General features: G+C 66.8%; 12 protein-coding genes. 10 read left to right on the top strand and 2 right to left on the bottom strand.

Annotated features, from left to right (window positions below):
- Position 1 precedes the first annotated feature (1 nt).
- On the top strand, positions 2-1,915 hold the full coding sequence (locus QW861_RS12910; protein WP_315750298.1) for a nitric oxide reductase activation protein NorD: 1,914 nt from the start codon (positions 2-4) through the stop codon (positions 1,913-1,915).
- 67 nt (positions 1,916-1,982) lie between these two features.
- On the opposite strand, the gene QW861_RS12905 is transcribed toward QW861_RS12910, so the two are convergent.
- The gene (locus QW861_RS12905; RefSeq protein WP_315750299.1) at positions 1,983-2,417 is read right to left on the bottom strand and encodes a DUF2267 domain-containing protein; all 435 of its coding nucleotides are present in this window, start codon (positions 2,415-2,417) and stop codon (positions 1,983-1,985) included.
- A gap of 1,258 nt (positions 2,418-3,675) precedes the next feature.
- Between QW861_RS12905 and QW861_RS12900 the strand changes: the two genes are divergently transcribed.
- Positions 3,676-3,918: a hypothetical protein gene (locus QW861_RS12900; protein WP_315717756.1), complete on the top strand. Its 243-nt coding sequence runs from the start codon at positions 3,676-3,678 to the stop codon at positions 3,916-3,918.
- A gap of 303 nt (positions 3,919-4,221) precedes the next feature.
- The gene (locus QW861_RS12895) at positions 4,222-5,010 is read left to right on the top strand and encodes a creatininase family protein (RefSeq protein WP_315750300.1); all 789 of its coding nucleotides are present in this window, start codon (positions 4,222-4,224) and stop codon (positions 5,008-5,010) included.
- Between the two features lie 109 nt (positions 5,011-5,119).
- Here QW861_RS12895 and QW861_RS12890 read toward each other — a convergent pair whose 3' ends face one another.
- Positions 5,120-6,058 carry a LysR family transcriptional regulator gene (locus QW861_RS12890; RefSeq protein ID WP_315750301.1) on the bottom strand — a complete coding sequence of 313 codons (939 nt, stop codon included), beginning with the start codon at positions 6,056-6,058 and terminating at the stop codon, positions 5,120-5,122.
- 179 nt (positions 6,059-6,237) lie between these two features.
- Between QW861_RS12890 and QW861_RS12885 the strand changes: the two genes are divergently transcribed.
- The 7 genes from QW861_RS12885 to QW861_RS12855 are packed head-to-tail and all read left to right on the top strand — an operon-like array spanning position 6,238 to position 12,721.
- On the top strand, positions 6,238-7,188 hold the full coding sequence (locus QW861_RS12885) for an N-carbamoyl-D-amino-acid hydrolase (protein ID WP_315750302.1): 951 nt from the start codon (positions 6,238-6,240) through the stop codon (positions 7,186-7,188).
- Positions 7,189-7,211: 23 nt separating this feature from the next.
- Positions 7,212-8,033: an ABC transporter substrate-binding protein gene (locus QW861_RS12880; protein WP_315750303.1), complete on the top strand. Its 822-nt coding sequence runs from the start codon at positions 7,212-7,214 to the stop codon at positions 8,031-8,033.
- Complete coding sequence (locus QW861_RS12875; RefSeq protein WP_315717751.1) at positions 8,030-8,884, top strand: amino acid ABC transporter permease; 855 nt, start codon at positions 8,030-8,032, stop codon at positions 8,882-8,884. The genes QW861_RS12880 and QW861_RS12875 overlap by 4 nt, the downstream gene beginning before the upstream one ends.
- Positions 8,884-9,648 (top strand): amino acid ABC transporter ATP-binding protein, encoded by a 765-nt coding sequence (locus QW861_RS12870; RefSeq protein ID WP_409998623.1) that lies wholly within the window; start codon positions 8,884-8,886, stop codon positions 9,646-9,648. Before QW861_RS12875 ends, QW861_RS12870 begins: the two co-directional genes overlap by 1 nt.
- Positions 9,649-9,652: 4 nt before the next feature.
- Positions 9,653-10,471 carry an ABC transporter substrate-binding protein gene (locus tag QW861_RS12865; RefSeq protein WP_316193122.1) on the top strand — a complete coding sequence of 273 codons (819 nt, stop codon included), beginning with the start codon at positions 9,653-9,655 and terminating at the stop codon, positions 10,469-10,471.
- Positions 10,458-11,351, top strand: coding sequence for a polysaccharide deacetylase (locus tag QW861_RS12860; RefSeq protein WP_315750305.1), 894 nt, complete (start codon positions 10,458-10,460; stop codon positions 11,349-11,351). The genes QW861_RS12865 and QW861_RS12860 overlap by 14 nt, the downstream gene beginning before the upstream one ends.
- A complete protein-coding gene (locus QW861_RS12855) occupies positions 11,348-12,721 on the top strand; it encodes an amidohydrolase family protein (protein ID WP_316167635.1) in 1,374 nt (457 codons plus the stop codon). The genes QW861_RS12860 and QW861_RS12855 overlap by 4 nt, the downstream gene beginning before the upstream one ends.
- Position 12,722 lies beyond the last annotated feature (1 nt).

Below are 12,722 nucleotides of genomic sequence, written 5' to 3'. Positions count from 1 at the left end.
CATGCTCGACTTCCTCGAACTGGAGGAGACCGTCGGCCGCGCCTGGCATCGCCTGGTCGGCACGACCTCGAGCTATCCGGTCCATCCGGATCAGGCCGTCGCCCTGAACGAGATCAGCGGCCGCATCGCCGTGATGTTCCGCGCGCTGGGCGGCGAGAGCGGCGTGCAGGTCGCCGGAGCCAAGGCGCGCAAATCGGGCCATCGGCTCGGCTGGCGCCAGCGCATTGGCCTCGGGGACGAATGCCTCGATCAGGCCGGGCGCGATGGCGCCACCGTGTTCCTGCCGGAGACCATCGCGCTGCTGCCGGGGCGCGCGCTCAATGCGCAGCTCTATCACTGGCTCGCGGCGTGGTTCGCGACCATGGCGGTCGAGCCGATCACGGAGCGCGATCCGCTGCGGCATGATCTGCTGGCGCTGCGCCGGGCCTGTGAGACGACCTCGCTGGTGCTGGCGCGCTTCCCTGGACTGGCGTGTCCGCATGCGCAACTCGCCGAAGCGCTGGCTGCGGCGCGGCCGCGGCGGCCGCTGCCTCGGCTCGAGCAGCAGGTCGAGCACATCGTCATGGCCCTGCTCGGCGCCGGCGCGCCGCCCAAGGGCGCGCTGTGGAATGCGGTCATCGCTGGCGGCGCGTTGCCGGAGGCCGCCCCGCCCGGCTATCGGCCGATGCTGCCGTGTCCGCTGTGGGGCGATTGCTGGAGCCGCGATGCCGTTGCCGCGGCGCGCGAGGACGACGAGACGCAGACGCCCGCAGAGCAGGAGGGGGCACCCGACACCCGCAAGCGCTTCGCACGGCGCGAGCGCGACGACACGGCCAAGCGCGATCCATTCATCCTCAACCGCTTCGAGAAGATCCTGGCGATGGCGGAGATGGTCAATGTCGATCGTCCGTCCGACGATACCGACGATGACGACGCCCGCAAGGCTGCCGACGATCTTGATGAGCTCGCGATCGCCAGGCGCAAGGGGCGTCCGGCGAGCAAGCTGAAGTTCGATCTCGACCTGCCGCCCGAGGCGGTGGACACGGCCCGGCTCGACAGCGGCCGGCTGTATCCCGAGTGGAATTATCGCAGCGGCGCCTATCTGCCGGACCATTGTCGCGTCGTGACCGGCGATGCCGCCGAGGCGGGCGAGGCGTGGTCTCCGGACGATGCGATGCGCCGGCGCATCCGCAGCGTGCGGCGCAGGTTCGAGACCTTGCGGCCGCGTCATGAGGTGATGCGCGCGCAGGCCGACGGCCACGACCTCGACATCGACGCGCTGGTGCGCGCGCGCAGCGATCTCAATGCCGGCCATGGCGGACTTGATCGCGTGCATCTGGCGATGCGCCCGCTCGCGCATGATCTCGCGGTGACTCTCCTGGTCGACGTGTCCCTATCGACCGATGCGTGGATCGACGGCGTGCGCGTTCTCGACGTCGAGAAGGAGGCGCTGCTGGTGCTGGCGCATGGGCTGTCGGCCTGCGGCGACAGCCACAGCATTCTCACCTTCACCTCGCGGCGCAACTCATGGGTCCGCCTGGAGACCGTGAAGGCATTCGACGAGCCGATGAGCGGGCGGGTCGAGCGCCGCATCGGCGCGCTCAGGCCCGGCTACTATACGCGTATCGGCACGGCGGTGCGTCATGCCGCCAGCCAGCTCGCCGAGCGATCCGAGCGCAAGCGCCTGCTGCTGGTGCTGACCGACGGCAAGCCGAACGACGTCGATCACTATGAGGGACGGTTCGCGATCGAGGACACGCGCAAGGCGGTGCAGGAAGCGCGGCGCGGCGGCGTCGCGGTGTTCGGCGTGACCATCGATGCGTCGGCGCAGTCGTATTTTCCCACCCTGTTCGGCCGCGGCGGCTACGCCATCGTCGGCAACATCAGGCGACTGCCCGCCGCGCTGCCGGCGCTGTACCGGCAGCTCGCGCATTGAAGGCGAGAGGCGCACTGCCGCCGTACCGACGACCGATACCGGTCAGCTGATCGAAGGGGTCCGGCCCTCAGGTCGCCGGCTCGCGCAGATTGCGCAGCGGCACCGGCAGGTGGCCCATCAGCTTGTCGAACTCGCCGGGATCGAGCTTCTCCCAGAGAATTTCGAAGATGCCGCGCGCAGCCGTGAGCGGATCGACCGGGAATTGCGGCGGCAGTTGGCGGAAGATGTCATCGACGAAATATTCGAGATGGCGGTCCTTGGTCGGGGTTGCCGCGTGGTGCCAGCCCTCGTAGTAGATCCCGCGAATGAGCATCGGCAACTGGGCGCCGAAATTCACGGCGACGGCCATCGGCATACGGTCGCGCAGCACATGCAGCACGGCACGCAGTGCATTGTAGGCCTGCTGCCGGCTCGCCAGCGCGAGGCGTTGCTCGATGGCCTTCAGCCAGATGTTGGTTTCCTGGACGGTGTGATCCAGGGCGGTCACGCCGGTCTCGCTCATGTGGTTCTCCATGATGACAAGTGCACAGGACCGTTCGAGGGACGCCGAACAAGGTAACGGCAAGGCCTGATTCGCTTGAACGCCTTGTCAGTAGGTGGTGCGTTCGGGTCGGTCATGTTGACCTGCATCAAATCACGATGTCGTGGTTGGACCGTGAGGTAAATGGCGGGTCAACGTCCCGCGCAGTCGTTTACGATCCCTCGCTGCCGCAGCGGCACCAGCGGTCGGCAAGCCCATCCGTCATCTTACGGGGATCGTCGTGGTCCCGTGCGCGGCACGTGGTCAGCAGTTCACACTGATAAACAGCCATCGACAAACAGAACGTCTACAAATCAGCACGTCGCGATCTCGCGGCGCCTATCGCGCCCGAGTCTTGCTTGACGGAGCCCTCTTCAAGTGAGAGGGCGCAGGGAAGGCCGGGAGCTCGCCGCCCCCATGGCCCCCGTGCGGAAAGAATGCACGGGGCAGGAACCACAGGATCGGCTGAGACATCCCGGCCTTCCCTGCGCGATAGTGTTACGGTTTATACGCATTCTCCCCGGTGAACGGGCTGTCTTGCCACCGTCACCCGCGCGAGGTTGAAACCTCGTCACGAGCTTGACGCCAGCGTCGCGGCGCCAGGACCATGCGACTTCGCCGTCCGCGCCGTGCCGTTCGTCCGCAGGCATGACACCCGCTGCGACACGTCGCGTCCATCGCATCCCGCACTCCACGTCTCGTGACGTTCGCGACACGCCCCTCTTCATGAGGCGGGATGCGCGGAAATGTCGTCCTGATTTGCCCGACGGGGCAAGCTGTTTATCTGCGGCAGACTGGCACGACGGGCAATTCGCGCATGGCGGTCATGCTGATTCGTTCGTCCGAGGGCCCCGGGATTTTGCGTCTACCCGTGCTCAGTCGGAGAGCGCATCCAAGTTGGGATCGGGCTGCTGCCTTGGGGGCGGCGCGAGGTGGGCGCTGCGGGCGCTGAGAGACGCGCGACCACGGCGCTCCTCGTTCGCGGTGGCGCGCATGATGGCGAGCGACCGGAACGTTCGCGTTGCAAGTCCGGAACTTGCGCGACTCGTTCGCGCCGAACATCCCGAGATCATCGCGGGCCGTCGCTGCGCCGTCAGGTTGAACCCGTAATCGCCCTGCTTGTGAAGAACACGTCTTCGCTTGCTCGTCGCGACAGACTCACCTTACATCGGAGTCGTCCGAGGCGGAGAGATCGCGCGCTCGACACCCCTTTCAACTCACGAATCGACGTCGGCTCGCAATGCTCAAGTCTGCCCAAGAGAAGTCTGTTCACAACAAGCCTGCTCAAGACAAATCCGGCAACGACCTTCCGCTGACCGGCTATGCCGTCGTGGTCGATGGTCAGATCAAGACCGAATTCAAGACCAAGGATGGCGCACACAACGGCGCGCATGACCTCAAGCGCCGGTTTCCGATGTTGCAGATCAGGGTGTACGACGCGGAGACGAAGCAGACCCACGACATCGAACTGACGCGGGCGTGAGACCGGCCTGCCGCGCGGGCCGTGGTGTTGTGAGGACGCAAGGCCGTTGCACCTTGTCGAGCCCGCAATCGCTGTCGATGTTTGAGTGCATGGAGAGCATGCTCCTGATGTAGCCGAGGGTGCGGTGTCGGTCGCCGCGTCCTCGCCCCTGTGGGAGAGGGCGCAGTATCGCGCAGGGGCGTGCGGTCTGAGGTGCACGCAGGCGACTGTCGGCCTGCGCGCCCGATACGCCGGGATGGGCTGTTGCGGTGGCTGCGTGATATGAGCCAATCTGCCTCATCTCCGACCATGCGAGCAGCCATCATGACCGAAACCGCCTGGAACAGACTTTCCGCCGCAGCGCTTCGCGCGCTCGCGGCCCGAGACGCGATCGTGCTGTTGCCGGTGGCCTCGACCGAGCAGCACGGCCCGCATCTGCCGACGGGAGTTGACGACTTCCTGTGCAGCGAGGTCTGCCGTCGCACCGCGCTGGAGCTGACTCCAGACCATCCCATCGTGGTCGCGCCGACCGTTTGGTGCGGGCTCGCCGACCATCACGTTCCGTTCGGTGGCACCTTCACCCTCGGTCTCTCCACCTACCACGCCGTGCTCAGAGACCTGTGCCGCTCGATTCTGAATGCCGGCTTCCGCCGCATCGTGATCGTCAACGGCCATGGCGGCAACATCCAGGCGCTGGCCACCCTCACCGGCGAACTGACGCGCGAGCTCAACGCGCCGATCGCGACGACGACCTATTTCATGGAAGGGCGGGAGACCATGGCCAAGGTCCTCGAGGATCAGGCGGGCGTGATGCATGCCTGCGAAGCCGAGACCTCGATGATGATGGCGGCTCATCCCGGCCTCGTCGACGCGGCGGGGCTCGACGCTGCCTTTGGGCCGAGCTTCGACATCATGGGCTCGCTGGTCCCGTCGCTGAAAATGTTCAGATCGTTCGCCGACATCACCACCTCCGGCGTCGCAGGCGATGCGCGCAAGGCATCTGCTGCAAAGGGCGAGAAGCTGCTCGCCGGCTGCGCGGCGGCGCTGGCGGCGCGATTGCGGGCGGGCGAGCCATGGTCCACTGCACCAATTCCGCCGCCAGCCGCAAGATGACAGTGACGCGGAGCATCATCCCGAGAAGCCCGTCGCAGGCGGGCGTTTCGGATGATGGGCCGCAAACGATACGTCCACGGGTTTGATGGACGCATGCCGATCGGCAAGCTCAGCCGTGCTGCGCGGAAGCGGCGAGGCTCGGAGCTCCGATCGCGTCGAGGCCGTCCGCAAGACTGCGGCTCGCGTTTCGCACCTCGCTGCGAAACGTCTTCGCCAGGTTCGACAGCGGCCGCGCCTCCGACCACAGCACATAGGCCGAGACTTTGGTGCTCGGCGTGAACGGCCGTACCACGAGATCATGCCCGCCCTGGCGCGGCGAGAATGGATCGACCACGGCGACGCCGACGCCGGTCGAAGCCAGCACGCAGGCCGTGTTGCAGTAACGCACTTCGACGGTCGGCTGGAAGTCGGCATCGGCTTGCCGGAAGCTCTCGCGCACCGCTTCGCCGAGGCGCGTGCCGCGTTCAAGGCCGATCAGCGGGAAGCCGGCGAGATCCCGCGCTGAAATCACGTCGCATTCGGCAAGCGGATGCCGGGCCGGCATCACGCACACCATCTCCCCGGTATGCACGACCTCATGGGCGATCCCGGGATGATCGGACAGTCCGAGCGCGAAGCCGAGCTCGGCGACGTTGCCGAGCACGCCCTCGATGATGCCCTCGTAGCGGCGCACGTCGAAGAACATCCGCGTCTGCGGCCGGCGCCGCAGGAAGCCTGACAAGGTCGGCGGGATGATGCTGTAGGCGAGCGGCGGCGTGGCGACGATCGACAGATGACCCGTCTTCTGCTCGCGCAGGTCACGCACGCGGTTTTCCAGCCGGACGTGCAGGGTGAAGATCGCCTCGCTCTCCTCATAGAGCGTCATCGCCTCGGGTGTCGGGAACAGCCGGTTGTTGACGCGCTCGAACAGCGTGAAGCCGGCCTGCGCCTCCATCGCCTTCAGCGCATTGCTGATCGCAGGCTGCGACAGCGCGAGCTCCTCGGCCGCAGCGACCGTGGTGTGGTGGCGGATGACCGCCCGCAGGATCTCCAACTGGCGCAGGTTCATGGCATGGTCGCCCTATTAGCCCGGGTGATGGTCTCGGCCAAAATATCATAGACCGAGGTCGTCCCGACTGGTTGCAATTCCTGCGCCGGTTTCGCTTCATTGATGCTTCTCTTGCGCGTCGCAGGGGGCGGTGCTGCCGCCTGCTGGAAAGGCATGACGCACAGATCGGAGGCAGAGTTTTGAGCCGTATCTTCCGCGCCGCCGCCGCCCAGATGGGGCCGACCCAGCGCGCCGACAGCCGCGGGCACACGCTGTCGCGCATGATCGGGCTCTTGGAACAGGCGGCCGCCCAGGGCGCGAAGCTGGTGGTGTTTCCGGAACTCGCATTCACGACCTTCTTCCCGCGTTGGATCCTCGAAGGCGATGAGCTCGACAGCTATTTCGAGCGCGCGATGCCGAACCCGTCCGTTGCCGCGCTGTTCGACCGGGCGCGGGCGCTTCGCGTCGGCTTCTATGTCGGCTATGCCGAGCTGACACCGGACGGACGCCGCTTCAACAGCTCCATCCTGGTCGATCCCGACGGCGAGATCATCAGCAAATATCGCAAGGTGCATCTGCCCGGCTCCGTCGAGCCGCGCCCGAGTGCCAAGTATCAGCAGCTGGAGAAGCGCTATTTCAGCTATGGCGATCTCGGCTTTCCGGCCGTGCGCGCCGGCCGCGAGTGGGGCGGCGCCATCATGGGCATGATGATCTGCAACGACCGGCGCTGGCCGGAATCGTGGCGGGTGCTGGGGCTGCAGGGCGTCGAGCTGGTCTGCGTCGGCTACAATTCCGCGGCCTATGATCCGAATGGCGGCAACACCGAGGATGCCTCGCTGCGCACCTTCCATTCGACCCTGGTGGCGCAGGCCAACGCCTACATGAATGCGACGTGGGCGATCGCGGTCGCAAAGGCGGGCGACGAGGACGGCAGCGGGCTGATCGGCGGCTCCTGCATCGTCGATCCCAATGGCTGCATCGTGGCGCGGGCGAAGACGCTCGCCGACGAGGTCGTCGTCGCCGACATCGACCTCGATCTGTGCCGCCAGGGCAAGGACAAGATGTTCAACTTCGCGGCGCATCGTCGGCCGGATCAGTACAGGCTCATCACCGAGCGCGCCGGCGCCGTCGAGCCGGTCGTGGTCGATTAGCCGTTCACGTGGGGAGTTGCAGGATGCGCCGTTCGTTGTTCGCAGGTTTCGTCATCCTCGCCTCGCTTGCTCCGGCGGGGGCCGCGGAGCTGCCCGCTGAGATCAAGCAGGCTGGCGTGCTCAAGCTCACGGTCAACTCGACCTACGCGCCGATGGAATATCACGACCCCGCCACCAACGAGCTGAAGGGGCTCGACATCGATCTCGCCAACGAACTGGCGAAGCGGTTCGGCGTCAAGATCGTGTGGAGCGAGACGGCGTTCGCCGAACTCATTCCCTCGCTGCAGACCCGGCGCGCCGACTTCATCATCTCGGGCATCTCCGACCGTGCCTCGCGGCGCGAGACCGCCGACTTCGTCGACTATCTCGTCACCGGCCCGCAGTTCTTCGTGCTGGCGGAGAGCGATGCCAAGGTCGCGACCGATCTGTGCGGCCGGAAGATCGGCACCACGCGCTCGACGAGCTTCCCGCAGGAGATCGAGAAATGGAGCAAGGCCAATTGCGAGGCCGCAGGCAAGCCTGCCGCGCAATATGTGCCGGGGGAGAACTCGATCGATGTCCGCAATCAGCTCAAGCAGAGCCGCATCGATGCCGCCGTGCAGGGCAGCGAGACCTTGCCCTATGCGCAGTCGCAGGAGGCCGGCAAGTATCGCATCGTCGGTGAGCCCATCGCCTTCGGCTACCAGGGCATCATGTTCCGCAAGGACGATGCAGGCTTTCGCGAGGTCGTGACCGAACAGCTCAAGTCGATGATCGCCGACGGCAGCTACAAGGCCATTCTCGACAAATGGGGTCTCGGCGCCAATGCGGTGCGCGAGCCGATGCTCAACGCGGCGCCGCAATGAGCCGCGCCGACGTACTGGCCGATGGCTTTCCCGACCTGTCGGCGCACAGGATCGCGCGCAAGGCGCATTGGGGCCGCTGGCTTACGGCTGCCGTCATTGTCGTGATCCTGCTGGCGATCGGCCGCGCCTTCGCCAGAGGCCAGATCGAATGGTCTTACGTCGAACGCTTCGTGACCGCGCCGGTGATCCTGCGCGGCATCGTCAACACCATGGTCATGGCTGTCGCGGCGATGGCGCTGGGCATCGCGCTCGGCGTGGTCGTCGCGATCATGCGGCTGTCGCCCAATCCGGTGCTGCGGTCGGTCGCCGCCGGCTACACCTGGCTGTTTCGCGGTACGCCGCTGATCCTCCAGTTGTTGTTGTGGTTCAACCTCGCGCTGGTGTTTCCGACCATCGGCATTCCCGGCCTGTGGAGCGCGCGCGCCGTCGACGTGATGACGCCGTTCCTGGCCGCGCTGCTCGGGCTCGGCATCAACCAGGGCGCCTACACCTCGGAGGTGATGCGAGCCGGGCTGCTGTCGGTCGACATCGGGCAATACGAGGCGGCGCAGGCGATCGGCATGGGACGGCTGCAGGCGCTGCGCCGGATCATCCTGCCGCAGGCGATGCGCGTGGTGATCCCGCCGCTCGGCAACGAGTTCATTGGTCTGGTCAAGGCGACCTCGCTCGCCAGCGTGATCCAGTATCCGGAGGTGTTGCACTCGGCCGAGAACATCTACTACGCCAATTCGCGCGTCATCGAGCTCCTGATCGTCGCCGGCCTCTGGTATCTGCTCGTGGTCTCGGTCCTGACGCCGCTGCAGATGCTGCTCGAACATCGTTTTGCCCGTGGCATCGCGCGGGGGCGCTGATGACGCCGCTCGTCGCCATCCGTCAGGTCAGCAAGCGCTTCGGGGAATTCCAGGCGCTCAAGCAAGTCTCGCTCGATGTCTTCGAGGGCGAGGTGGTGTGCCTGATCGGGCAATCCGGCTCCGGCAAGACCACCTTGCTCCGTTGCGTCAACCAGCTGGCCACGGCGGACAGCGGCGGCATCTGGCTCGACGGCGCGCTGCTCGGCTTCCGCGAGACGGCCGGTCGGCTGCATCGGCTGTCAGAGCGCGAGATCGCGCGGCAACGCCTCGCCTGCGGCATGGTGTTCCAGCGCTTCAACCTGTTCCCGCACATGACGGCGCTGGAGAACGTGATCGAGGGGCCGGTGCAGGTGCAGAGGCGCAGGCTTGCCGAGGCGAAGGACGAGGCCTTGTCGCTGCTGCGCCGGGTCGGCCTCGCCGACAAGGCGCAGTCCTATCCGGCGCAACTGTCCGGCGGTCAGCAGCAGCGCGTGGCGATCGCACGCGCGCTCGCAATGAAGCCGCGGCTGGTGCTGTTCGACGAGCCGACCTCGGCGCTCGACCCGGAGCTGGTCGGCGAGGTGCTCGGTGTGATGAAGGAGCTGGCGAGGTCCGGCATGACCATGCTGGTCGTCACGCATGAGCTCGGCTTCGCGCGCGAGGTCGCCGACCGGGTCGTCTATATGGACCAGGGCGTGATCGTGGAGAGTGGTCCGGCCGGCGAGGTGCTGCGTGCGCCGCGCGAGGCGAGGACCAAGGCATTTCTGGCAGCTGAAGTGGGGTGAGGTGATGGAATTGAAGTCGATCGTGTTGGCTGGGCTCATGAGCGCGGCCGTGGCGGGCGCGGCTCTCGCCGCCGAGCTGCCGGCCGATATCAAGCAGAACGGCCTGCGCATCGCGGTGGTGCCGAACTATCCGCCGATGGAGTTCAAGGATCCGGCCACCGCGACCCTGACCGGCTTCGACGTCGAGCTCGGCGAGGCGCTGGCCAAGAAGCTCGGCGTCAACGCGGTGTGGCAGGAGACCAGCTTCGACCAGCTGATGCCGGGCCTCGCCACGCAGCGTTTCGACATCATCCTGACCGGCATGACCGACTACAAGAGCCGGCAGGATACCGCGACCTTCATCGACTACCTGCGCAGCGGTCCGCGATTCTTCGTGCAGGCTTCGCGCGCCAGCGAGTTCAAGGAGCCGACGGCGCTGTGCGGCAAGAGGGTCGGCGCCTCCAGGCGCACGATGTTCCCGAAGGACATCGCCGCCTGGAGCGAGAAGAACTGCGGCGCGAGCGGATTCGAGTTCGTCGGCACCGAGGGCTCGGCCGACGCCCGCACGCAGCTCAAGCAGGGCCGCATCGACGCCGCCGTGCAGGGCAACGAGACCTTGCCCTACATCATGGATCTCGAGCCGAACACTTACGTGCCGGTCGGCACGCCCATCGCGTACCAATATACGGGGCTGGCGACGCCGGTGAAGGCGGACGAACTGCGCGAGGCGCTGCGCGCCGCGCTGGAGGGCCTGATTGCCGACGGCAGCTACAAGGCGCTGCTGGCGAAGTGGAAGCTGAGCGACAATGGAATCGAGAAGGTGCTGATCAATGCTGGACAGTAAGGCGCTCGCGGGAATCCCGGTCGTTCCCGCCAACACCGCGCCGCCGGCGCCGGACTATCCATGGCCTGCGCCGCACAGAGCGGCGATGTTCCTTTCGTTCGACATCGACGCCGAGAGCGCCTGGACCTCGAAGGATCCCGCGCATGCGGCGCGTCTGGTCACGATGAGCTTCGGCGGCTTCGAGGCGCGCGTCGGCACGCCGAAGCTGCTCGAGCTGCTCGCCGAGCTCGATCTCAAGGCGACGTTCTTCATCACGGGATGGGCGGTCGACGCGCATCCGGCGATGGCGGAAGCGGTGCTGAAGGCGGGCCACGAGATCGGCCATCACGGCTATCACCATCTGCTGCCGGATCCCGGCGATCCCTTCATCGTCGAGGAGATCGAGCGCGGCTTCGAGGCGATCCAGCGCCGGCTCGGAATCCGGCCGATCGGCTACCGCGCGCCGTTCGGCGAGTTCTGCGAGGAGCTGCTGACAGCGCTGGTGCGCCAGGGCATCGTCTACACCTCCTCGTTCCGCGATGACGTCAGGCCCTATCGCCATCGCTTGGCCTCCGGCTCGCCGGGCACGATCGAAATCCCGGTGACCGCGAGCTATGACGACTGGATGCACGGCCTGTCGGCGCGGTTCTCGCCGCGCTCGATCTTTCCGAAAGAGCACGTGCTGTCGATGTGGAAGGATGAGCTGGACGAAGTCCGCGATTGGGGCGCGATGGTGACGACCGTGCTGCATCCGCAGGTCTCGGGCCGGCCGATGCGCTTCCGGCTGCTGCGCGAGTTCCTGACCTACGCCAAATCGTGCCGGGACGTGTGGATCACGACCGGAGCCGAGATCGCGGCGAACTACCAGCGCCATGAGGCGGCGGAAGCGAAGGACGCATGAGTACGACGGCGATCTTCGGCAGCTACGTGCTGACGCGCAAGGACGGCGCGCAGGACGTCCTGCGCGATCACTGGGTGCTGGTCGAGGGCAGGCGCATCGCGGCCGTGACGCGCGATCGGCCGGCGGCGGACGAGGTGTTCGATCGTCCGGGTCGCTTCGTGCTGCCGGGCCTGTTGAACCTGCACAACCACATCTTCAGCGAGGCGATCGCACGCACGCTCACCGAGGACGGCAACGGCCGGCGCAACAACAAGAGCATCGTCTACACCGTGCTGCTGCCGCTGTCCAAGCGCGGGGCCGAGATCCTTTCGGTGGAGGAGCGGCTGGCGATCGGCCGCATGGGGGTGTTGCAGCTCCTGAAGGGCGGCGCCACCACGGTGATGGAGCCGTTCCGCAACACGATCCCGGAGCTGTTCGATGCGGCTCTCGAGATGGGCCTGCGCTTCTATGGCGCGCCCTATCTGTTCTCGACCGGCGATGCCAAGGCGGATGCCTCCGGCGTCGTGACTTACGCCGGCGATGACGGCGAGGCCGACATGGCGGTCTGGAATGCGCTCCATCAGCGCTGGCACGGCCAGGGCGACGGCCGCATTCGTCTTGCGATGAGCCCGCACGCGACCGATACCTGCGGACCGGATCTGTTGCGCGCGGCTGCCAGCCGGGCGCGCGAGCTCGGCGTTCCCATCACCACGCACATGGCGCAGAGCGCGGGCGAGGTCGCGACGATCGCGCAGCGCCATGGCGGCCGCACCCCGGCCGAATATCTCGACTGGCTCGGCCTGCTCGGACCCGATCTGCTGGCGGCGCATTGCCACGCGTCGACCGATGCGGACCTTGCGCTGATGGCGGCGCGTGGTGCCGGCGTGCTGAACTGCCCGCGCGTGTTCGCGCGCGCCGGAGTCACCGCCGCCTTCGGCCGCTTCGCCGCGCATGGCGTCCGCACCGCGGTCGGCACCGACGGCTACAACATGGATCTGCTCGGCGAGCTCAACGCGGCGTCGATGATCTCGAAGATCGCGCTGGGAAGCGCCGAGACGGCGAGCGCGCCGGAACTGATCGACGCCGTCACCACGACGGCCGCCGCCATGATCAAGCGCGACGATCTCGGCGTCATCGCGCCCGGCGCGACCGCCGACCTCACCGTCGTCGACATGACGCATCCACATCTTCAGCCGCTACACGACCCGCGCCGCGGCCTGATCGCGCTCGCGAACCGCGCCAACATCGACCAGGTGATGATCGACGGCCGGCTGCTGATCCACGACGGCCGCTATCTCCACGGTGACGAGGCTGCCATCACCGCCGCAGGGACTGCCGCGATCGAGAGGATCTGGGCGCTGCCGGAGGCGGAGGCCGCATTCGCCGGCTGAA

The sequence above is a fragment of the Bradyrhizobium sp. SZCCHNRI1029 genome (genome assembly GCF_032487555.1).
Classification (GTDB): Bacteria; Pseudomonadota; Alphaproteobacteria; order Rhizobiales; family Xanthobacteraceae; genus Bradyrhizobium.
The sequence above is the reverse complement of the archived record's forward strand: the minus strand, read 5'-3'. Positions and strand labels throughout refer to the sequence as shown.